At 61.8% G+C, this 21,019-nt stretch carries 19 protein-coding genes; 9 read left to right on the top strand and 10 right to left on the bottom strand.

Annotated elements, in window-relative coordinates; translation table 11 throughout:
• Positions 1–77: 77 nt before the first annotated feature.
• Both BMY67_RS02860 and BMY67_RS02855 read right to left on the bottom strand, forming a co-directional pair.
• Entirely contained in the window at positions 78–866 is a 789-nt protein-coding gene (locus BMY67_RS02860) for a hypothetical protein (protein ID WP_092768085.1), read from the bottom strand.
• Positions 867–1,044: 178 nt separating this feature from the next.
• A complete protein-coding gene (locus BMY67_RS02855) occupies positions 1,045–1,746 on the bottom strand; it encodes an outer membrane beta-barrel protein (protein WP_177189661.1) in 702 nt (233 codons plus the stop codon).
• A gap of 283 nt (positions 1,747–2,029) precedes the next feature.
• Between BMY67_RS02855 and BMY67_RS02850 the strand changes: the two genes are divergently transcribed.
• From BMY67_RS02850 to BMY67_RS02840, 3 genes are all read left to right on the top strand, one after another.
• Positions 2,030–3,430, top strand: coding sequence for a mercuric reductase (locus tag BMY67_RS02850; RefSeq protein WP_092768081.1), 1,401 nt, complete (start codon positions 2,030–2,032; stop codon positions 3,428–3,430).
• A gap of 76 nt (positions 3,431–3,506) precedes the next feature.
• Positions 3,507–4,217, top strand: coding sequence for a hypothetical protein (locus BMY67_RS02845; protein WP_143069674.1), 711 nt, complete (start codon positions 3,507–3,509; stop codon positions 4,215–4,217).
• A 78-nt stretch (positions 4,218–4,295) separates the two neighbouring features.
• The gene (locus BMY67_RS02840; RefSeq protein WP_143069673.1) at positions 4,296–4,982 is read left to right on the top strand and encodes a hypothetical protein; all 687 of its coding nucleotides are present in this window, start codon (positions 4,296–4,298) and stop codon (positions 4,980–4,982) included.
• A 61-nt stretch (positions 4,983–5,043) separates the two neighbouring features.
• Here BMY67_RS02840 and rny read toward each other — a convergent pair whose 3' ends face one another.
• The 4 genes from rny to pheT all read right to left on the bottom strand — a co-directional run bounded on the left by rny (position 5,044) and on the right by pheT (position 10,338).
• Positions 5,044–6,741, bottom strand: coding sequence for a ribonuclease Y (gene rny, locus BMY67_RS02835; RefSeq protein ID WP_092768075.1), 1,698 nt, complete (start codon positions 6,739–6,741; stop codon positions 5,044–5,046).
• A gap of 253 nt (positions 6,742–6,994) precedes the next feature.
• Positions 6,995–7,285 carry a cell division protein ZapA gene (locus tag BMY67_RS02830; RefSeq protein WP_092768073.1) on the bottom strand — a complete coding sequence of 97 codons (291 nt, stop codon included), beginning with the start codon at positions 7,283–7,285 and terminating at the stop codon, positions 6,995–6,997.
• A gap of 53 nt (positions 7,286–7,338) precedes the next feature.
• Complete coding sequence (locus tag BMY67_RS02825; protein ID WP_092769557.1) at positions 7,339–7,638, bottom strand: hypothetical protein; 300 nt, start codon at positions 7,636–7,638, stop codon at positions 7,339–7,341.
• Between the two features lie 171 nt (positions 7,639–7,809).
• Entirely contained in the window at positions 7,810–10,338 is a 2,529-nt protein-coding gene (pheT, locus tag BMY67_RS02820) for a phenylalanine--tRNA ligase subunit beta (protein WP_092768071.1), read from the bottom strand.
• Between the two features lie 340 nt (positions 10,339–10,678).
• Here pheT and BMY67_RS02815 point away from each other — a divergent pair, with 340 nt between their 5' ends.
• Positions 10,679–13,141 (top strand): T9SS type A sorting domain-containing protein, encoded by a 2,463-nt coding sequence (locus tag BMY67_RS02815; protein ID WP_092768069.1) that lies wholly within the window; start codon positions 10,679–10,681, stop codon positions 13,139–13,141.
• A 170-nt stretch (positions 13,142–13,311) separates the two neighbouring features.
• Here the strand turns inward: BMY67_RS02815 and BMY67_RS02810 are convergent, their stop codons facing one another.
• Both BMY67_RS02810 and radC read right to left on the bottom strand, forming a co-directional pair.
• Positions 13,312–13,926: a DUF1684 domain-containing protein gene (locus BMY67_RS02810; protein WP_177189660.1), complete on the bottom strand. Its 615-nt coding sequence runs from the start codon at positions 13,924–13,926 to the stop codon at positions 13,312–13,314.
• Between the two features lie 230 nt (positions 13,927–14,156).
• On the bottom strand, positions 14,157–14,924 hold the full coding sequence (gene radC / locus BMY67_RS02805; protein ID WP_245744849.1) for a RadC family protein: 768 nt from the start codon (positions 14,922–14,924) through the stop codon (positions 14,157–14,159).
• Positions 14,925–15,035: 111 nt separating this feature from the next.
• Between radC and BMY67_RS02800 the strand changes: the two genes are divergently transcribed.
• The 5 genes from BMY67_RS02800 (at position 15,036) to BMY67_RS02780 (ending at position 19,512) form a co-directional block, all read left to right on the top strand.
• The gene (locus BMY67_RS02800; protein ID WP_092768065.1) at positions 15,036–16,283 is read left to right on the top strand and encodes a metallophosphoesterase; all 1,248 of its coding nucleotides are present in this window, start codon (positions 15,036–15,038) and stop codon (positions 16,281–16,283) included.
• 202 nt (positions 16,284–16,485) lie between these two features.
• A complete protein-coding gene (locus BMY67_RS02795) occupies positions 16,486–17,163 on the top strand; it encodes a hypothetical protein (RefSeq protein ID WP_092768063.1) in 678 nt (225 codons plus the stop codon).
• 176 nt (positions 17,164–17,339) lie between these two features.
• The gene (locus BMY67_RS02790; RefSeq protein WP_177189659.1) at positions 17,340–18,011 is read left to right on the top strand and encodes a carboxypeptidase-like regulatory domain-containing protein; all 672 of its coding nucleotides are present in this window, start codon (positions 17,340–17,342) and stop codon (positions 18,009–18,011) included.
• A gap of 161 nt (positions 18,012–18,172) precedes the next feature.
• The gene (uvsE, locus tag BMY67_RS02785) at positions 18,173–19,090 is read left to right on the top strand and encodes a UV DNA damage repair endonuclease UvsE (RefSeq protein ID WP_092768059.1); all 918 of its coding nucleotides are present in this window, start codon (positions 18,173–18,175) and stop codon (positions 19,088–19,090) included.
• A 74-nt stretch (positions 19,091–19,164) separates the two neighbouring features.
• On the top strand, positions 19,165–19,512 hold the full coding sequence (locus BMY67_RS02780) for a hypothetical protein (protein ID WP_092768057.1): 348 nt from the start codon (positions 19,165–19,167) through the stop codon (positions 19,510–19,512).
• Between the two features lie 81 nt (positions 19,513–19,593).
• Here BMY67_RS02780 and BMY67_RS02775 read toward each other — a convergent pair whose 3' ends face one another.
• Entirely contained in the window at positions 19,594–19,965 is a 372-nt protein-coding gene (locus BMY67_RS02775) for a hypothetical protein (RefSeq protein ID WP_092768055.1), read from the bottom strand.
• 258 nt (positions 19,966–20,223) lie between these two features.
• Positions 20,224–21,006 carry a PaeR7I family type II restriction endonuclease gene (locus tag BMY67_RS02770; protein WP_092768053.1) on the bottom strand — a complete coding sequence of 261 codons (783 nt, stop codon included), beginning with the start codon at positions 21,004–21,006 and terminating at the stop codon, positions 20,224–20,226.
• Between the last annotated feature and the right edge of the window lie 13 nt (positions 21,007–21,019).

Below are 21,019 nucleotides of genomic sequence, written 5' to 3'. Positions count from 1 at the left end.
GTTGTTCTCTGCCGAGAACAACCCTTTTTTATTGATTTTACTGACTGGTGGCAGCATTACTCGATACGACTGTCGGGCTACTTAAGGAGCACTGTTTCGTTGGAGCGTTGAAACCATAAGGATGGCTTCACCACTACTCCTACCCCAATAAGCGTCGAAATAGGCGTCAGGTTATTCCTGTCGGGGCTGCTGGAATCGGCGCCGGGGGCCACGGAAATGCCCAGCGTGACCTGGCCCTGAATTGGGCCCCGACCGTAGCGCAGAAAGCACGTGGGCTCCAAAAAAAAGCGGTTCGCGGTACTGATGGGCAGTTGGTCGCGGTGTAGTTTATAATAGTCGACCAGCGTGCCCCGTACTGAGAAGCCGAAGCTGCTCCGTTCCTGCTGGGCCGCCCAATACAGTTGCCCGTAGTAGCGCCGATAGCGGGCCTGATACAAGCTACCCTGCTTAGGAGTACCAAGTGGCGGAAAGGGTAAAAGTATCACTGCAACATCCACTGACGGATCATATACCTGGCTCGCAGCCAGGCCTACGCCCCCGATAGCCGCCAGGTAGCTGGTCTGGTTACGACCCAGCAGCCAGAAAGTACCCAGCCCCAGCCCAGCTTGGCGGTGGTAGTCACGGTAGATGCTATTATTCGTTTTGCTGTCACTGGCGGGTTTGAAAGCCGCTTCGCCGGCGACCAGCAGCCGGCCCACGGGCACCCAGGCAGCACCCGCTTCCAGGCTGGCGAAGCTGCGCGTACCGGCTGTTATTTCCATTTCACCCTTCTGCCGTAGTAGCGGGGTCGTGGGCACGGTGGGCACATATACGGCGCAGCTGGCAGCCGCTAAGCCGGTAAAAACCAGTAGTAACAGTGTTTTCATGAGTGAGGGCTGAAGTCTGCCTGAAAGGAAGAAACGATAGTTCCTTATTCCCATCCAGAACATCTTCCTATCAGACTTTACTAGCCGGCCTGCGGCGCCTGTAAAGCTGTTTTTTCGGCTTGCCGCACGCGTAACCTGCCTTCTCCCCCATTTCCAATCCGACCTTTCGACGACGCCTCTACTTCTCCCCACTCTGCCCGCCCAGGTTCACCACAATACCAATTTGAAACACCGAGTTGGCGGCTTTGAGGAACTTACGGTGCTTGAGCCCGAAGTTGTAGCCGCTGATAAACTGGCCGTCGAGCGGGCCGATGAGCTTGACGCGGGCGTAGGTGATGGGTTCGAACAGGATGTTGTCTTCGTTGAAGGCGGGCTGGCCGTTGAGGCGGAAATCGGTGAGCGTGACGTAGCTGGCGCGCATGGCCGTGCCATAGGTCAGGGGCCAGTCGCGGCCCAGCAGGTAGTAGCTTTTCTTCTCCTTGCTCGTGTAATTAACCTGCACAAAGTATTTGTTCAGGCCCGCCTCCAGGGTGCGCGTGATGCCCTCGGTGGGGTTGCGCTCCACGCGCTTGGTGCGGCCGCCGCCGTAGCCGCCATAAATTTCCAGCACCCGCTTATCGGGCAGGCGGGTGAAGTAGCCCAGGCCCAGTTCGGCGAAGTCGTGGTCGACGGCTTCCTTTTTCTTGTTGGTATGCAGAAACGAGGCCGAGCCCATCACGCCCAGATGGTCGGAAATAGCGTAGGCGCCCTGCACAGCCGTATTCTGGCTCGCGTTGGTGTGTACGCCGGCGCTCCACTCGCCCTTCTGGGTGAGCAGCGGCACCTGGGGCGGCGGCGGAAAGTAGAGCGACGCGCAGCCCGGTAGCAACAGTAGCAGCAAGGGCAGGAGGAAAACCGCGCGAAATTGAAAAAGCATGAACCGGGAAGTAAAGCCGATGCGGGAAGATAGAAAGGTCGTGCCAAAGTACGGGCAGCGGGGCCGGAGCCGGAGGCCGGCTGCCAGCCTAACGCAGCCCCCTGCGCTTCGTTGTCCGGCCGCAAGCTCGGCGGCTACGTACAGTAGAAAGGATACGTCCGGACTCCGCTCACCCAACAACCAGCATCCTCCCTACTATCTACCCTCCCAATCAGCTAACTCCTGACCGCCAATAGTTTAACGATACATGTCTGCTACCCCCTACGACGCTCTTATCATCGGCTCCGGTCAGGCTGGCAACCCGCTGGCCTACGCGCTGGCCGAGGCCGGCCGCCGCGTCGCGCTTATCGAAAGCGCCCACCTGGGCGGCTCCTGCGTCAACTACGGCTGCGCGCCTACCAAAATGCTGCTGGCCTCGGCCCAGCGCGCCCACCTGGTACGTACGGCCGGCGAGCTGGGCATCAACGCCTCGGCCCCTACTGTGGATTTTGCGGCCGTGGTGGCCCGCAAAGACCGCCTGACCCAGAATTCGCGCGACGGTATCGAGCACAGCCTGACCACTGAGCACCCCAACATCCGGCTGGTGCGGGGCCGCGCCCGCTTCACGGCCCCCAACACGCTGCACGTCGACCTGAATGAGCAAGGCGGACAGGAACAGCTAACCGCGCCGCTCATCTTCATCAACACCGGCACCCACGCCGCCGTACCCCTCATTCCAGGTCTGGAGCTGGCCGGCTACCTCACCAACGACACCCTGCTGCTGGGCCTGACGGAGCTGCCCGAGCACCTGCTCATTCTGGGTGGCAGCTACATTGGCGTCGAGTTTGGGCAGATGTTCCGCCGGCTGGGCGCGCGCGTGACCATCATCGAAACGTCGGCCACGCTCATGGACCGCGAAGACCCCGACGTGAGCCGGCCACTACAGGAGCTGCTGGCAGCCGAGGGCATCGAGCTGGTTCTCGAAGCCGAGGTCCGGCACGTGTCGCGCAACGCCGAAGGCGTGCTCACGCTCACGGCCGACACGCCCGGCGGCGAGCGGCGCCTTCGGGGCTCGCACCTGCTGGTAGCCACCGGCCGGGTGCCCAACACCCTGGACATGGGCCTGGAGCTGGCCGGCATCCCCACCGACGAAGACGGCTACATTGTGGTGGACAACGACCTGCGCACGCCGGCCAAAGGCGTGTACGCGCTCGGCGACGTAAAGGGCGGCCCCCAGTTCACCCACATTGCCTACGACGACTACCGCATCGTGCGCGACCAGCTGCTACACGGCCGCGCCCGCGACTACCACGACCGGCCGGTGCCCTACGTGGTGTTCACCGAGCCCCAGCTGGGCCGCATCGGGCTTTCTAAAACCCAGGCCCGCGAGCAGAAGGTGCCTTTCCGGGTGAGCCGGCTGCCGGCCGGCTCCATTGGCCGGGCTGTGGAAACGGGCCAGACCGCGGGTTTCGTGGAAGTGCTGGTGGGCGACGACGACCGACTGCTGGGCGCGGCCGTACTCTGCGAGCAGGGTGGCGAAATCATGACCATGTTCCAGCTGGCCATGGCCGGCGGGCTGCGCTACCAGCAGCTCGAAAACCTCGTTATTGCCCACCCCACCTGGGCCGAAGTGCTCAACAACGCTTTCCAGCGGCTGAAGCGGGGCTGACCTGCCGCGTAGCCGCGTTTACCATCCACCGGGCGGCCCGGCCTGTAAGCACAGGCGGCGCCGCTCCTACTTTTTTTTGAATCTGCCGCTTATGACCATTGCCTGCAAAACCACCATTACGACCAAAGAAACGCTGAGTGAAATTCCCGGCACCTGGCAGCTCACCGACTACCGCTCCATCATGAGCGCGGCCGGCTTCACCGACGGCGACACCATCTCGGAGGCCGAAACCCGCGAAATGACCCTGATGGCCCTGGCCGACCTCGACCCGGCCGAAGCGGCCACCGTACTGCTCAGCTACCGCCTCGGCGACGACCTGAACGACGGCCAGATCGACCAGATTTCGCACGACATGCAGAACGATAAGATTTTCGAGGAATACCCCGAAATCGGCCTGCACCGCCATTTGTTCGATGCCAACCAGCTCCTGCGCCTGGCCTACAACGGCAAGTTTCCTAATGGCCAGGCCGTGCTGGCGGAGGCTACCATCCAGCTCACCGGCCCCGAGGCCCCCGAGCAGCTCACGGCCGGCCTCGTGCTCCGGGCGCTGGCTCCGGCCCTCTCCGACCGCTCCCTCATCAAGCGCCTCTACGGCACCGAGCTAACCGACCCCACCCCTTTCGAGGCCGCCGACAACATCCTGTGGGAGCTGACCGCCACGCCCACCGGTGCGCCCGGCACCTTCGCCGTGCGCCTGATTTCGTCGGAATACTGGCTGCACGATTTGGCCGACTCGGGCGAGTTCGAGGGCGAAATCACGCTGCCGGAGGTAAATGGGCAGGAATAGCCACTATTGAGCGCTAGTGATTTATGGAATAGTAGCTTTGTTTGCATCAACAAGCTACTATTCCATACCTCCCGTGCGATGCGCCTACCCCTACTGCTCGTCGTTTTCCTATTGGCAGCCCATGTGCTGACGGCCCAAAGTCTACCCTTCGAGTCGGCGACCCGCAAGGCCTGGCAGCCCAACCAAAATGTGCTGGCCACCGATTTTCAGGCGGCTCCTTCGGAACAGCTTCGGCGCCTTGAGAAGCAAGCCGGCTTGTTGGTTGACTCCCGCGTAAGTCTCAGTTCCGTGCTCGATGTACCCCGCCGCAAGCGCGACCGGGGCCCTATGCTGGAAAAGGCCTATTTCGCCGCTTTATGGCTCAAAGATCAATCGGCCACACTCACCACCGACACCGTCGAACTGGCTAAGCACCGGATTATCTTCGATTTGGCCGAATTGGCGGCCCGGCAGGCCCGGCAGTCGTTGCAACAGCTCCAGGACAGTACGCAGGCCTACGGCACTGTCTATATCTACTACGTTCCAGTAGCCAACCGCGCCTGCGCTTGGTACTACGAACAAACGGCGGCCTACACCAAGGCTCTCTACGTGGATAAAAATCCTGCCGCCTACGCTGAATGGCGCAAGCTGGTGCGGGTTGCCTTGCAGGCAACAGCAGCCTACGCCACTACCACGCAGGATGCCCAGCGGCTGTTGACCAACCAACCCATCGAGCCAGCTTATGAGAAATCGGCCACAACTCTAGGTGCGTTGGGCTGCAAGTAGCTTCACGAAAAAAGCCCGCCGGAAGTGCTTCCAGCGGGCTTAATCGGTAATAAGAATCTGCTTACTTGGCGTAGGCCACGGCGCGCATTTCGCGGATAACCGTGATTTTGATCTGGCCGGGGTACTGCATCTCTTTTTCGATTTTCTGGGAGATTTCGTAGCTCAGCTCGCTGGCCCGCTCGTCGGTTACGTTTTCGGCGTCCACCATCACGCGCAGTTCGCGGCCGGCCTGGATGGCAAAGCACTGGTTTACCCCTTTGAAGCCGTTGGCGGTTTCTTCGAGCTGCTTGAGGCGCTTGATGTAGCTCTCCATCATCTCGCGCCGGGCGCCGGGGCGCGAGCCCGAAATGGCGTCGCAGGCCTGCACGAGCGGCGAAATCATGGCCGTCATCTCCATTTCGTCGTGGTGGGCGCCGATGGCGTTGACCACGTCGGGGTGTTCTTTGTACTTCTTGGCCATCTCCATGCCCAGAATGGCGTGGGGCAGTTCGGGCTCCTCGGTGCTTACCTTGCCGATATCGTGGAGCAGGCCGGCGCGCTTGGCGTGCTTCACGTTGAGGCCCATTTCGGCGGCCATGGTGGCGCAGAGGTTGGCTACTTCGCGGCTATGTTGCAGCAGGTTCTGGCCGTAGCTGGAGCGGAAGCGCATGCGGCCCACCATCTTAATCAGCTCGGGGTGCAGGCCGTGGATGCCGAGGTCGATGATGGTTTTCTCGCCGATTTCCACGATTTCCTCGTCGATGTTCTTGCGGGTTTTGGCCACAATTTCCTCGATGCGGGCCGGGTGGATGCGGCCGTCCTTCACCAGCAGGTGCAAACTCAGGCGGGCCACTTCGCGGCGCACCGGGTCGAAGCCCGAGATGATGATGGCCTCCGGCGTGTCGTCCACGATAATTTCCACGCCCGTGGCGGCCTCCAAAGCCCGGATGTTGCGGCCCTCACGGCCGATAATCTTGCCCTTCACATCATCACTTTCAATGTTGAAAATGCTGACGCAGTTCTCGATGGCGTGCTCGGCGGCGGTGCGCTGAATGGTTTCGAGCACGATTTTCTTGGCGTCCTTGGTGGCCGTAAGCTTGCTCTGGGCCACTACGTCCTTGATGTAGGAGCTGGCCTGAATCTGGGCTTCGTTCTTGAGGCCTTCCACCAGCTGCTCGCGGGCCTCGGCGGCCGTGAGGCCCGAAATGGCTTCGAGCTGGGTGGTAATGGCGCTGATTTTCTCGGTGAGCTGCTGGCGGATGTCGCGCAGCTCGGTTTCCACTTCCTGCTCGCGGGTTTCCAGCTTGGCCAGCTGGGCGTCGAGGGTGGCTTTGCGCTTTTCGTCCTGCTGTTCGAGTTTCTCGCGCTGCTGCTGGGCCTGGGTTTCGAGGCGTTCCTTGGCGGCATCGAGCTCTTTTTCCTTGCGCTGCACCTGGTCGAGCTGCTTTTGGGTGGCCTGGGCGAGCTGCTTAATGCTCTGCTCCTGCTCCACTACGCTGGCGCGGCGCTCGGTCAGTTCCTGATCGAGCGACTGTTTCTGGCGGCGGCTTTCCTGCTCGAATTCCTGCTTGAGGTTGCGGAATTTATCTTTTGACTGCTGAATCCGCTCGTCGCGGATGCGGGTGGCTTCGGCCTCGGCGTCGGCCAGCAGCTGCTGGCCCCTGGCGCGGGCGTCACCCTCGTGGTCCTGCCGGGCCTTGCCGGCCAACAGGCGTCCCAGCGCCACGCCAACCACAAGGGCCAGCACGGCTGCCAGAACAATATAAAGCGTTTCAGACATGACTGTAGGGGGATTGAAATGGGAAGTTGGTAAGCAGTAGTGAGTAATTCGTACTGCATAGGGAGAGGACGTTCTGACAGTCTATATAATTCAACAGAACCTTCTCTCCCCACACAGTATCAATCACTCCATACTACATAGCCCCCGGTAGAAACGCCAAAGGCCCGTGCGGTGGCCGGGCCGTTTGCCCCGCCCCGCACCGGGCTGTTGCTTCGCGCCGAATTGGCCCTGTGCCCACTAGGGGGCCACAGAATCAGACCAACACCGTCCCCGACAGCAGCTCGTCCAAACGCGCCAGGCGCTCGGTCAGGGCCGCATCGGTCCCATCCTTTTCCGTGCTCACCTTCAAGCGGTCAGCCATGGTTGATAAGGCAATCATGGCCAGCAGGTCCTGTTTGTCCTGAATGCCGTACTGTTCCCGAAATTCCTTCAGCCGCTCACCGAGCAGCCGGCCCGCAAGGCGCAGGCGCTCCTCATCCTGGGGGCTTACCTTCATAGGGTAATCCCGGTCAGCAATTCGGATTTTGATGGAAAGGTCGGACATCAGCGGGCTGCTGGCGGTGGTGGGTTAGAGTTGGGGGATTGGTTCGGGTTGGTTTACTCCCTCAAATAGGCAAGGCACTTATCTATTTCGCGGATGTATTCGTTCAGGCGAAGTTTCAGCTCGTTGACATTGGCCGGTTCCCCGGTCGCTATGGTATTGACAAGTTTAGTGATATTCTCCTGATTCTGGAAATCCTTGATGGCCCGCTCCCGGTCGCGCACGTCGGCCTGAAGCTGCTGCACCGTGGTCTGGGCATCGGCCAGCTCTTCGCGCAACTGCTGATAGGCAGCCACTAAAGTGGTTACCTGCCGCTCCAGGCGGTCGAGTTGGGCCAGCTGCTGGGTGGAAGCCATTTTTTGTTTTTTGGTGGGCGGTTTTGGTTTTTCGTAAAGAACGTGATTTAGCAAGAACGTCATTCTGAGCGAAGCGAAGAATCTCGCGTGCCAAAGTAATCCAAACGGCAGGTTAGCCCTGCAACATCAGCACGCGAGATTCTTCGCCATATGCTCAGAATGACGTTCTGTTTACCGCCTAATTACCGCGCCGGCCTGCTGCTCGAACTGCTGAATCAGGCGGTTCATCACCTGGTCGATGGCCTGGTCGGTGAGCGTCTGGGTGGCATCCTGGAGCAGGAAGCTGACGGAGTACGACTTCTTGCCGGCTCCCAGGTTGTCGCCCTCGTACACGTCGAACACGTTTACCTGGCGCAGCAGCTTCTTCTCGGCGCGGCGGGCAATCTGCCGGAGCTGGTCGAAGGTTACAGTGCGGTCGACTACCAGGCTCAGGTCACGGCGTACCTCCGGGAACTTGGGCAGCTCCTGGGCTACGAGGCGGCTTTTGTACTTGCGCATGAGGCCGTCCCAGTCCAGCTCGGCAAACCACACGGGCTGGCTGACGTCGAGGCGCTTGAGCACGGCCGCAGACACGGCGCCGAGCCGGGCCACCGGCTGATTCTGGGCCAGCAGCGTAAGGCCGCCGGCCAGGTAGGGGTGCTCGACGGGCCGACTGGCGGGCTCGGGGAAGCCCAGCGCGGCCAGCACCTGCTGCACGGCCCCGGCCAGCTGGTGGAACGAGCTTTTGGCCGATTTCTGCTGCCAGGTTTCGGCCGCCGTGTTGCCGGTGAGGTAGATGACGAGCTGGTTCTGCTCCTCGTGGCCGCCGCCGGGCAGCTGGCGGTAGGTTTTGCCGAACTCGTAGAGCTTCAAATCGCGCTGGCGGCGGTTCACGTTGTGGCGCACCACCTCCAGGCCGCTGGGCAGCAGGCTGGGCCGCAGCACGTTCAGCTCGGCGCTGTTGAAGTTAAGCAGGTGCACCAGCCCGGCATCGGGCGCATCCTCGGTTTCGAAGTAGCGCGAGTTGGTGATGGAGTTGGTGATGATTTCCGAAAAGCCCTGCCCGCTCAGCAGTCGGGCCACGTTCTGGCGGATGATTTCGGGGTCGGGATTCGGGAACCGGGCCAGGAACGAGGCCGAGTTATGGGGCCGCAGCGCCACATTGTTGTAGCCATAAATCCGCAGAATCTCCTCAATCACGTCGGCCTCGCGCGTCACGTCCACCTTGTGCGGCGGCACGGCCAGCACCCACTCCGTGGGTGCTGAATTCTGAATTAGGGATTCTGAATTTTGAATTACTGAGTTGGCGCCCTCTTCGGCTGGTTGGGTCGTCTCCTCGGAATTCAAAATCCCTGATTCAGAATTCATTATTTCCTCCGTGATGAGGATGTCCAGGTCGGTCAGAATCTGGCGGATGCGGGCGGGCTCGATGAACTGGCCCACGAGCTTCTCAACGCGAGACAGGCGCAGGCGCACCAGGGTGGGCTCGATGGGCTCCGGGTACTCATCCACGACCGGCGCGGCCACGGTGGCACCGGCTACTTCCTGGAGCAGCAGGGCGGCGCGCTTGAGAGCCAGCGGCACCATATTAGGGTCGGTGCCGCGCTCGAAGCGGAACGAGGCGTCGGTTTTGAGTTGGTGGGTTTGGGCGGTTTTGCGCACCACGGCCGGCGCGAAGTAGGCGCTTTCCAGAAACACGCGGGTCGTCTGGTCGCTCACGCCCGAGGTCTGCCCGCCGAACACGCCGGCCAGGGCCAGCGGCTGGCCGCTGCCGTCGGCAATAACCAAATCATCAGCGCGTAAAGTGCGCTCCACGCCGTCGAGGGTGATGAACTTCTCCCCTATCTCAGCCCGCTTCACGCGAATGTGGTGGCCGGCCAGCTGGTCGGCGTCGAAGGCGTGCAGGGGCTGGCCCAGCTCGTGGAGCACGAAGTTGGTGACATCGACCACGTTGTTAATCGGCGCCAGGCCGATGCTGCGCAGGCGGCGTTGCAGCCACTCGGGCGACGGTGCTACCCGCACGTTTTCCAGCAGCAGGCCGGCGTAGCGCGGGGCGGCGGCCGGGTCTTCCAGGGTAACCTTTACATTGACGGTCGCCTCAGCCGGGGCCCGGAAGCCGCTCACGTCGGGCAGATGGCAGGGCTGGCGCAGCAACGCGCGCAGCTCGCGGGCCACGCCGTAGTGCGAGGCCGCGTCGGCCCGGTTGGGCGTCAGGCCGATTTCGAACACCGCGTCGGAGCCCAGGCCGAAGTAATCGGCGGCGGGCGTACCGTTGGGCAGGTCGGTGTCGAGCACCATAATACCGGCATGCGACTGGCCCAGGCCGATTTCGTCCTCGGCGCAAATCATGCCCTCGGAGGCCGCGCCCCGGATTTTTGACTTCTTGATTTTGAACGGCTCGCCGCCCGTGGGGTACAGCATGGCGCCTTCGAGGGCCACCACCACGCGCTGGCCGGCGGCCACGTTGGGCGCGCCGCACACAATCTGGCGCGGAGTGGCGTCGCCCACATCCACGGTGGTCAGGCTGAGCTTGTCGGCGTCGGGGTGTTTTTCGCGGGTGAGCACGGTGCCCAGCACGAGGCCGCGCAGGCCGCCGGGCACGCTTTCCAGCTCTTCAATGCTCTCCACCTCCAGCCCCGAGCCGGTGAGCAGGGCCCCGATTTCAGCAGCGGGTTTATCGGTTGGAATAAGCGTGCGGAGCCAGTCGTAGGATATCTTCATTTTTCAGTTGCCAGTATTCAGTTGCCAGGGTCCAGCGGCCGGTTGTCAGCGGCCAGTCGTTCGTCGTTCATTGAACAAACGGGCAACTGGCAACGGGCAACGGGCAACTGAATTCGGGCAAAGGTACAGATTCGGGCGGGCGGTATAAAGCCGCCGCCGGGTCGGCCCGCGGCCGGCGGCGGCCCCGGCAGGCCGAAACCGGGGCCGCAACGCGGGGGCGCTCCTCTAAAATCCTTGGCGGCGGTGGGCTTAATCATCGGAACATAGTTGAATAAATGGCATCGGTGGCGTAACTTTCCGGACTTTCTTTCAATTTTCACCAGGCATTTCTGCTTATTTGATGAAAACTCTACTTACGGTGCCGGCGCTGCTGGTAAGCCTGGCCGGGTTCGGCCAGACGCATAAGTTTGCCCTCGACCCTACCCCGGCCCCGGCTACCATCTGCTACTCGCGTCCCGAGAGCATGCACACGCAACTGCCCCTGCCCGCCGCCTACCTCGAGCAGCAGCGCGCCGGCCGCCGTGCCGACGGGGCCAAGATTCAGGTAACCTACACGGGCTTCTCGCCCGAGGCACAGGCCGCATTTCAGCACGCCGTCGATATCTGGCAGTCGTTGCTGAGCTCGCCGGTAACCATTCGGGTGAATGCCAACTGGACGCCACTGGCTGCGGGCGTATTAGGCTCGGCCGGGGCAAGTGCCTATTACCGCGACCTGAACGGGGCCACCCGCAACGGAGTGGTATACCCGGTGGCACTGGCCGAGAAAATCAGCGGACAGGAGCTGAACGCAACGAATGCCGCCGATATCAATGCCAACTTCAGCAGCACCTTCAACTGGTACTACGGGCTGGATGGCAAGGTACCAACCGGCAAATACGACTTGGTAACGGTAGTGCTGCACGAGTTGGGCCACGGGCTGGGCTTTATTGCCGGCACCAGCTACACCTCCCCCAACGGGGCCTACGGCAACCCGGCCTCTATTTTCAGCACCTACATCGAGAATCAGGCCGGCGAGCTGCTCACCAACAACCCCGCCTACCCTAACGGCTCGGCCGCGCTGGGCACGCAGTTTACCGGCAACCAGCTCTACTTCAACAGCCCCCTGGCCCAGGCCTTCAACGACGACAAGCGCCCCAAGCTGTACGCCCCGGCCACCTACTCGTCGGGCTCCAGCATTTCGCACCTCGATGAGGCCACGTACCGCGCCGGCGACATCAACTCGCTGATGTCGCCCCAGATTGGCGCGGCAGAAGCCATGCACAACCCGGGCCCGATTACGCTCCGCATGTTCGACGAAATGGGCTGGTTCAACACGGCCATCCGCACCACCCCGCTCAAAGATTCGGAGGTAGCCCAGGACTTCCCCGTTACGGCCACCATCGTGAGCGACGGCACCGTTACGCCCGGCTCGGTGAAGCTTACCTATACCATCGACAACGCCGCTGCCGTGGTAGTTACCATGACCAATACCGGCGGCTCCGAGTACCGGGGCGTGATTCCAAACCCGGGCCTCAACCACAAGGTCAGCTACTTCATCACGGCTTCCGACAACGAAACCAAGCGCACCTACACCGCGCCGGCTGCTTACCAGCCCAACGTGACAACCGTCGACCGCTACTCGTTTGTAGTGGGCCCCGATGTGGTGGCGCCACTCGTGCAGCACAAGGCTCCTAGCTATGTATTTGTTAATCAGCTGCCGTTGGAGCTGAAAGTAACGGCTACTGATAATGTGGGCATCGGCAGCGTACAAGCCGAACTCTCTGTTAACGGCGTGGCTAAGTCTACGCTTACGCTCAACCGTCAGGGCACTTCTGACATCTATGCCGGGACGCTGGCGGCCGCTGGCATTGTGGCCGGCGACGTGCTTACCTATCGTATTGTCACCCGCGATGTAGCGGCCGCAGCCAACCAAACGTTAAATCCCGCCACCGGATTCTACACCGTAAATGTGGTGGATTTCAAGGCTGCGCAGGAAGCGTACAGCAACAACTTCAACAGCACAACGCCGCTCGATTTCGTGGGGGATGGTTTCAGCATTACCCAGCCGGCAAACTTCACCAATCCGGCTATTCATTCCAACCACCCTTACCAGGATGCGTCAACCATCATCTACCAGATGCTGGTGCCCATCAAGGTATCGTCGAAGAACACGACCCTCACGTTTGATGAGATAGTGCTGGCAGAGCCCGGCGACGCGGGTGTTCCCTTCGGCAACCCCAATTTCTACGATTACGTGGTCGTGGAAGGCAGCACCGACCGGGGCGCCACCTGGAAGCCGGTAGCCGACGGCTACGACTCCAATCTGCAGGCCGACTGGCTGGCCGCCTGGAAAGCTAACACAACGGCCGCCGGCAACTCCAACTCCGTTGGCTCGGCTTCGTTGTTCAAGGCGCATACCTTCAGCCTGGGCAGCAAGTACAACGTGGGCGACGAAGTGCGGCTGCGCTTCCGTCTTACCTCCGACCCCGCCGCATACGGTTGGGGCTGGGCCATCGACAATATGGTGGTCAGCAACGTGATTACCAGCGTAGCCTCGGAGCTGAAAGCCAGCGGCGGCCTCGTGGTGTCGCCTAACCCCAGCGCGGGTCAGTTCCGGGTGCAGGCCAGCTTCAGCCGGCCCACCAGCGGCCTCGAAGTGGTAGTGCGCAACATGCTCGGCCAGGAGGTGTACCGCCAGGCCGTACCCGCTACCGCCAGCCTCAACATGCCCATCGACCTGGGCCAGCTGGCCAGCGGCCTTTACCAGCTTAGCCTGGGCAACGGCGCCGATGCCGCCTCGCGCAAAATCCTGATTCAGCGGTAGTTTTATTTGAACTCTTCGCTGAGCGCTATCAGCGGTTAGCCTGCTTTTCTTCTGAATTGAGGCCGGACACACAAAAGGGCGGCCCCTCCAGACTGGAGGGGCCGCCCTTTTTTTCTTCTAAGCATACCTCACGACAACCTAAAAGCTAACGGCTAATAGCTGACCAATGACTACTTATAGGCCATTTCGCCGGCCTCAATCTGCAGCTTCAGCCGGTTATCGGGGGGCGGAACGGGGCAGGCATAGCCGTCGGAGTAGGCGCAGTAGGGGTTGTAGGCCTGGTTGAAATCGAGCAGCACTTCGGTGTCGGCGGCGGCGGGCAGGGGGGCATCGAGGTAGCGGCCGCCGCCGTAGGAGCCGAAGCCGTTGGTGCGGTCGGTGAAGGGCACGAACAGGGTGGTATCCTTACCGTCGGCCTTCAGAAAGAGCGTGAGCTGGTACTCCTGCTTGTCGAAGATAAACTTGGCCCGGCCCCAGCGCAGGTACTTATCGGCCTTGCCGTCGGTGAGCGGCATTTCCACGGTGTCGCGCTGCGGGAAGTGCTCCAGCTGGGCTTCGAGGCGGTAGGCCCGGTTGGGCGGGTAGAACTTGAGGCTGTCGAAACTCTGGCGCGCATCGGCACTCAGGGGCGAGGAGTTGGGCCGGCGGAAGGCGTTGTTTTTGGCCGCCCGCGCCTGCTGCAGCCGGGCAGCGTACTGGTCCTGGCCCAGCACAAGGTCCTGCAGAAAATAGCCGAATACGAGCAGCAGGCCCAGGCCGATGAGGAGTTTGGGATTGAAACGCAAGGGGAAAGGAATTATGAATTTTAGATTCTGAATTATGAATTGCGTTGAGCCTCGCTCAGCTGCAACTTTCGGCAAAGATGGAAGCTGCCTGGCAATTCCCTCTACCGGAGGCTACACCCGCTGACCGGCCCCGGCGCTTTGCCGAGCTCCGGCAGAGGCAGGCAGCAGCTTAATAACTCTGCCCAAGCCCAAAAAGTCAAAATCCATAATTTAAAAGTCAAAAGCCCCTCCTACAGCATTCCTTCATCGGCGAAGCTGTGGTAGCCCTGGTCGGTGAAGATGAGGTGGTCGAGCACGGGCAGGTCGAGCAGCAGGCCGGCTTCCTTGAGCTTGCGGGTGAGGGCAATATCGGCGGCCGAGGGGTTGCGGTTGCCGCTGGGGTGGTTGTGCACCAGCACGATGCTGCTGGCCAGCTGCTCCAGCGCCTCCTTGAAAATGAGCTTAGGGTCGGCCACGGTGCCGGCCACTCCACCCCGGCTGATGCTGACGGTGCGCATGACCACGTTGGCCCGGTTGAGCAGAATCACCCAGAACTCCTCGTGGGGTAAATCCTGCAAATGGGGCTGCATGGCGAGGTAAATGTCGCGCGAGCAGGTGATGGTGGTGCGGGCGGGCGCGTCGGCTTCCTTGCGGCGGCGGCCCAGCTCCAGGGCCGCCACAATGGTAATGGCGCGGGCTTCGCCAATGCCCTTCTGCTTCATTAGCTCCTTCACCGAGAAGCGGGCCAGCGCGTTCAAATCGTTCTGGGCGCTTTTGAGCACGAGCTTGGCCACATCCACGGCCGACAGCCTGGCGGTGCCCGAGCCCAGCAGGATGGCCAGCAGCTCGGCATCCGACAGCACGGCGCGGCCCTTTTGCAGCAGCTTCTCGCGCGGCCGGTCTTCCTCGGCCCAGCTCTTGATGCCGCTGACAACCGGGGCGTAGGGCGCCGCCTCGCCCGTGGGGGCTAGTAGGCCGGCTGAATCCGGGTTTTCCGACAGCTTGTCAAACTCTTGCATGGGGCATTGTTGTTGTAGGCCCGGAATTTACTTTAAAAACCGGGCGCAACCATGCCGTTGCCCGCCCCTGTGCCTTACTTTGTGGTCCCAATTACGGGGGCTCCCTTTTTTATGTCCCGCAAACTGTTTCTGCCTTTCTTTCTGGCCCTGGTAGCTGCCGCCGAGTGGTACGCCTTCCAGGCCGTTCGCACACTTGTACAAGCATCTTCGCCCGGCGTGCGCCGCACCACTACCATACTTTACTGGGTGGTTACTGCCCTGGTCTGGGGCCTGGGCATCTGGGCCGTGAGCAACCGCCGCGAGCATGTCTCCTACAAAGCCTACTTCGGCGGGCTGCTGCTGGCCGTTATTGCGGCCAAAATGCTCATCATCATTCCGCTGCTGCTCGAAGACGTGGTGCGTCTGGGCCGCTGGGCCCTGCAGCTGGTGGGCCGACCCGCCGGCGCAGGCGCGGGTCCGGCTATTTCGCGGAGCGAGTTTCTGAGCAAGGCCGCGCTGGTGGCCGGGGCCGTGCCGTTTGTGGCCCTCATCTGGGGCATGTTCAAGGGGCGCACCGACTACACCGTGAAGCGCGTGGTGCTGCGCTTTCCCAACCTGCCGGCCTCGTTCGACGGCTTTAAGATGCTCCAGATTTCCGACCTGCACACCGGCTCGTTCCAGAGCCTGGACCCGCTGCGGCGCGCCGTGGCCCTCATCAACGAGCAGGCCGCCGATATGGTGTTCATGACCGGCGACCTGGTAAACAACTACGCCGCGGAGGTCGAGGAGCATATCGACACGCTGGCCGGCATCCGGGCCAAGCTGCCGATTTACTCGGTGCTGGGCAACCACGATTACTCCGACTACGTGGACTGGACCCAGGAAGGCGGCCAGGCGGCCAAGGATGCCAACCTGGCCCGCCTCAAAAACAGCCACGCCCGCATGGGCTGGAACCTGCTGCTCGATGAGGCCCGCACGGTGGAGCGCAACGGCGAAAAAATCAGCATCATCGGGGTGCAGAACTGGGGCGCCCGCGGTTTCGCCCAGTACGGCAACTTGGCCAAGGCCCACGCCGCCGCCGACCCCGCCGCCCCGTTCAAAATCCTGCTCTCCCACGACCCCTCGCACTGGGATGCCCAGGTTGTTAACTACCCCGACATCGACCTGATGCTGGCCGGCCACACCCACGGCATGCAGTTCGGCATCAACCTCTCGTTTCTGAAGTGGAGCCCGGTGCAGTACGCCTACAAGCAGTGGGCCGGCCTGTACCAGCGCGGCCGCCAGCACCTGTACGTCAACACGGGCCTGGGCTTTATCGGCTACCCCGGCCGGGTGGGTTTTCTGCCCGAAATCACGGTGTTTGAGCTGCGGCGCGGCTAGGCCGGGTTAGTACAGCCTGCAGCTAACTGGCAGTGCGCGTTCGGTGGGGTTTCGACCTCTGCCGAACGCGCACTTTTTTTTGCTTTGCCGCTCTCCCAACCACAATCCGGGCAGCTGCCCAACCTCTGCCCGCCACTGCCCGTATATGCGCCATTCCCTTTTTTCTCTCCCTTCTTTTTTCACTGAATTTCAGGCTTTCCTTATGAAAAAGACTTTGCTCCTGCTTTCGGCTGCCGCTGCTTTCACGCTCGGCTCGTGCTCGGAAAACAAGCCCGCCGAAACCACTACCGCTACTACCGATACCACCATGACCACTACCACCACGAGCGGTAGCATGGACTACTCGCCCGAGGCCGTGAACAGCCGCGCCGACCGCATGGCCAACGATATGGCCACCAGCATGCAGCTCGACGAGCCTACCCGTATGAAAGTACGCGACATGTACGTCACCCGCGGGCAACGCATGGCCGAGCTCAACCAGAAGTACATGACCGACACGATGGGCATGGCCGCCGCCCGCCGCGACGTGTACAACAACACCGACACGGAAATGAAAACCGTGTTCACCGACCCCAAGCAGTACTCGGCCTACGAAAGCAGCCGCACCAACTACTACGACGACCGGTACATGGACAACACCGGCTCGGCTTCGTCGGACAACATGACCACGAACTCCTCCGACAATATGTCGTCGGGCACGATGAACACGGCCGACGTGGACAAGATGAAAGTGAAGGGCGAAGACGGCGGCAAGCTGAAAGTAAAAGCCGACGGCGACGTGAAAATGAAGGATGCCGAGGGCAACAAAGCCAAGATGGATGCCGACGACGGCACCGTGAAAATGAAGCCCGAAAACGGCGACAAAACCGTTATCAAATAACTTTTTCGGCGGCCGGCGTATTTTCGGCCACCAATTTGTTAGCTCCCGGAAGCCCGCACCTGCAACGGTGCGGGCTTCTTTTGTCTCCTTCCGGCGGTATGGGCGCTGGTCGGCCGGCCCGTTGGCCGATGCGGCTTCCATCATTTTCCCGCCGCGCTGCGTTAGTTTGCCTGTTGATGCTGATTCCTGCCTTACCCTCCGTCGGCCCCGTTCGTTTCCTGCTGTTGCTGCTGGCGCCGTTGCTGTTGCTGGCCGGGCTGGCGGCGGGGCAGGTGCGCGTAACGGGCCGCATTTCAGAAGAAGGCTCGCGCCGGCCCATCCGGGGCGCCTCCGTAACGGTACGGCGCACGCAGCTGGCCGTAGTTGCCGATGCCAGCGGCGACTTCGGCGTAACGGCCCAGCGCACCGATACGCTCGTTTTCCGGGCCGTGGGCTTCAAGCCCCGCATGCTGCCGCTGGGGGGCACCGGCCTTTCGCAGCTCATTGTGCAGGTGCGCCTGCGGCCCGACACGGTGCAGCTGGGCGAGGTGCGCATCACCGAGGGCCGGCCCGATCAGGAGCTCATCGACCGGGCCCTGCGTAACATCAAGCGGCCCGTTAAAGCCCCCACCAGTGCCGTGAAGCGCCCCCCGGCCCCCAAGCCCATGTTCCCCGTCGATTCGGCGGCGCCCAAGGCCCCCACGCCCACGCTGGCCAGCCCCGTAAGCCTGCTTTACGAGCAGTTTTCGCGGGCCGGCAAGGAGCGGGAGAAGCTGCGGCAGATTGAGGCCGAGGAAGCCGCCAAACGCGCCCTGCAGGAGCGCCGCCGCTACAACCGCAACTTCAAGGACAACCGCGGCTACGAGTAAGGATTCGGGCTTGATGGCGGGTTCCGGCTGCTATTGCGCCGGCTTCTTCCGAACAGTGCCGATGCGCTTTCCGTAGTGGTTTGAAACGCTAAGCGTGTTTATACCGGCCCCGAAGAGTTGCTTCCCGGGTCGGCTGGCCACCTGGCAATCCAGCCTCCCCTATGCGAATCGGTTATCCCTGCGTCAACGAAACGCTCGACTGCACCTCTACCAGCACGTTCCGGCTGGCTTCTTACACCGATGAGCGCCTGGAGCTGACGGTGGCCAACAACCTGCGCTGCCTGCTCCGGATTCTGGAGTGGAACGTGGCCCACGGGCTGCTGTTTTTCCGTATCGGCTCGGGCGTGGTGCCGTTTGGCTCCCATCCCATCAATACCTTTCCCTGGCAAACGCGCTTTGCGGCCGAGTTCCGGGCCATTGGCGACTATGTGAAAGCCCACAACCTGCGGATCTCATTTCATCCCGACCAGTTCGTAGTCCTTAACTCGCCCGACGCCGGTATTGTGGAACGTAGCATCCAGGAGCTGATATACCAGGGCTCGATGCTGGATCTGATGGGCCTCGACTCTACCCACAAGCTCCAGATTCATGTGGGCGGCCTCTATAACGACCGGGAGCTGGCCATCAGTCGCTTTATTGCCACCTACCGGCGCCTGCCCGAAGCCGTGCGCGCCCGCCTGGTTATCGAAAACGACGACCGCCTGTTCAGCCTGCAGGATTGCCTGCGGGTGCACGCGGCGGTGGGCATTCCGGTGCTCTTCGACAACTTCCACCACGAATGCCTCAACCACGGCGAGCCCATGGCCGAGGCCCTGCGCCTGGCCGCCGCCACCTGGCACCCCCAGCACGACGGCGTGATGATGATGGATTACAGCTCGCAGGCGCCCGGCGAGCGGAATGGCAAGCACACGCCCACGCTCGAAGACGACCTGTTTGCGGGTTTCCTGCACGACCTGGGCGACCTGGACGCGGATATCATGCTCGAAATCAAGGACAAGGAAGCCAGTGCCCACCGCGCCTGCGCCGCCCTGCGCGGGGCCGGGCGCCTGCCCGCCGGGCCTTCCGTAGCCTCAACCTGACCCTTACCGCCTGTTTCTACGTAAGCCAGCCTGCCCATCGGGCTATTCGTTTTTCTCCTGTATTTTCCTTTCCTATGATTTCCACCGACCTGCTCAACGCCACCATTCACTCCCTCAGCAACGGCCTGACCGGCATTCCCATCAGTGCCGCCATGGACAACACCGAAACCTGGCAGCAGCACCTGCTGCAAAGCGGCGAGCCGCGCCTGCAGGATATCGGCCGCGAAATGGGCAACCTGCAGTCCCTGCTCAGTGCGGGCGACACGGGCCTGAACGCGCCGGCCATCGGCCGCTCGCTGAGCATGCTGGCCGCCCAGACCGCCGAGGTAGTAGACAAGGCGCCCGCCGAAATCCGCGACAGCCTGACGGCCCTCTCCGACCTGCTGCTGCGGGCCGGCGGCCAACTGGAGCAAAAAGCCTAGCTACTCCGATATTCAGCCACAAAAAAACCGGCCCGCACGATGCGGGCCGGTTTTTTTGTGGTCGGTAAACGCGGGCGCTTACTATTTTATCGGGCTGGTGCTGCGCGGCATGTTGGCCTTGCGGGTCGAGCGCTTGGTCGTGGTCGTGCGGGTGCTGCGAGGCTCGGTGGTGGTCATGGTAGAGGTGCGGCGCTCGGCCTCCACGGTCGTGCGGCTCTCCATGGCCGGCGTGCGGTCCATGGTCCCGACGCCGGTTTGCGTGGGGTTGCTCATGGTAGGCGTGCGCTGGTCGAGCATGCCGGGGTTGGTGGTGGGGTTAGCCGGATTCGGCGTCATCGGCGTCGTCTGGTTCATGGTGCCGGTGTGGGGCGTACCGGTGGGCGTGGTCTGGGCCGAGGCGGCCGTGGCGGTACCCACAAATAGGGCAGCAGCCAGCAGGAGATTCAGTTTCATCGGAAAGTCGTTTGGGGTGAATTGATGCCGGCCCTGGCGGGTCAGCTTTCAGAGCGGGTATACGGCCGCACGAGAGCATCAGACGAAAAAGCCCGAATTTTTAATCTATATAAAACGCTATATAACAGCACCTTATTAACGAATATACTCGGTTGAAAGGCAAATAAAAAACCCCGCCGGCCGAGGCCAGCGGGGTCTTCTATATCGTTCAGAAGTGGAGCTGCAGAGATTCGAACTCTGGTCCAGACAAGGAAAGGTCTAGCTACCCTGGCCCAATACTACCGCCTCAGCGTGTTTTACAAGTCCGGCCAGGAGCCAGCGAAACGTGAGGTTGGGGGCAGGTTGGGTGACGGTAGTAGGGGTGGCGTTGGTTGCCAGTAGCAGACAGGCGGCTGAGTACAGGTTTTCGTGCATCAGTCGCCGGCATAGCACTTCGTAGCGCTGGGCGTAAGACGTGCCGCCGCGGGGAGTAACGAAAGCCGGGTCGACGGGAAAGTAGGGCTGGTTGAGCTTAACTGGAGCATGGACTTTGGGGCAGTCTTCGAGCAAGAACAGGTAACCCAAGAACGGCCGGGGGCCGGGGCCGAACCGCTGCTCGCGGTAGGCTTTCCACACGTCTTCGGCGCTGCCCACGGCTTCTTCTACGCGGTTGTTGGCGTTGTTGCCGAACGAAGGACCTACCTGGCTTTTAAACTCTAGCGCGGCAATGAGCAGACCGTTAGATAGTACCAGCATGTCCCACTTCTTCTCGGGCCGGTAGTAACCCGGAATCTCCAGGCGGCCCTGGGAGGCAGGGTCTTCGGAGCGGCCAATTTTGATATCAAGGTTAGGCAGGCCTACCAGCCGTAGGGCCCGCACGATAAGGGCTTCCAGGGCACCCATCTGGCCGCCGGCAGTTACGGCACTCCGGGTACCGGTATCGAGTCGGCCGGCGGTTTGCTGCCTGGTGCGGGCCTGGTCGCGGGCGTTCCAATAATACTGCACGGCCTGCTGCAACTCGGAATCAAGATTTTGGAAGAGCGTTTCGAGAGGAGTGGGCATAGAAGATGAATAT

The sequence above is a fragment of the Hymenobacter actinosclerus genome (genome assembly GCF_900111515.1).
GTDB lineage: Bacteria > Bacteroidota > Bacteroidia > Cytophagales > Hymenobacteraceae > Hymenobacter > Hymenobacter actinosclerus.
Note: the sequence above shows the minus strand (reverse complement) of the source record. Positions and strands in the feature narration are given on the sequence as shown.

Coding starts and splice junctions, on each gene's coding strand:
- BMY67_RS02850 (WP_092768081.1), top strand. CDS start 2,030: ATGTCTGCTACCCCCTACGACGCTCTTATCATCGGCTCCGGTCAGGCT.
- radC (WP_245744849.1), bottom strand. CDS start 14,924: ATGCAAGAGTTTGACAAGCTGTCGGAAAACCCGGATTCAGCCGGCCTA.
- BMY67_RS02815 (WP_092768069.1), top strand. CDS start 10,679: ATGAAAACTCTACTTACGGTGCCGGCGCTGCTGGTAAGCCTGGCCGGG.
- BMY67_RS02795 (WP_092768063.1), top strand. CDS start 16,486: ATGAAAAAGACTTTGCTCCTGCTTTCGGCTGCCGCTGCTTTCACGCTC.
- BMY67_RS02775 (WP_092768055.1), bottom strand. CDS start 19,965: ATGAAACTGAATCTCCTGCTGGCTGCTGCCCTATTTGTGGGTACCGCC.
- rny (WP_092768075.1), bottom strand. CDS start 6,741: ATGTCTGAAACGCTTTATATTGTTCTGGCAGCCGTGCTGGCCCTTGTG.
- pheT (WP_092768071.1), bottom strand. CDS start 10,338: ATGAAGATATCCTACGACTGGCTCCGCACGCTTATTCCAACCGATAAA.
- uvsE (WP_092768059.1), top strand. CDS start 18,173: ATGCGAATCGGTTATCCCTGCGTCAACGAAACGCTCGACTGCACCTCT.
- BMY67_RS02840 (WP_143069673.1), top strand. CDS start 4,296: ATGCGCCTACCCCTACTGCTCGTCGTTTTCCTATTGGCAGCCCATGTG.
- BMY67_RS02780 (WP_092768057.1), top strand. CDS start 19,165: ATGATTTCCACCGACCTGCTCAACGCCACCATTCACTCCCTCAGCAAC.
- BMY67_RS02825 (WP_092769557.1), bottom strand. CDS start 7,638: ATGGCTTCCACCCAGCAGCTGGCCCAACTCGACCGCCTGGAGCGGCAG.
- BMY67_RS02790 (WP_177189659.1), top strand. CDS start 17,340: ATGCTGATTCCTGCCTTACCCTCCGTCGGCCCCGTTCGTTTCCTGCTG.
- BMY67_RS02830 (WP_092768073.1), bottom strand. CDS start 7,285: ATGTCCGACCTTTCCATCAAAATCCGAATTGCTGACCGGGATTACCCT.
- BMY67_RS02860 (WP_092768085.1), bottom strand. CDS start 866: ATGAAAACACTGTTACTACTGGTTTTTACCGGCTTAGCGGCTGCCAGC.
- BMY67_RS02800 (WP_092768065.1), top strand. CDS start 15,036: ATGTCCCGCAAACTGTTTCTGCCTTTCTTTCTGGCCCTGGTAGCTGCC.
- BMY67_RS02770 (WP_092768053.1), bottom strand. CDS start 21,006: ATGCCCACTCCTCTCGAAACGCTCTTCCAAAATCTTGATTCCGAGTTG.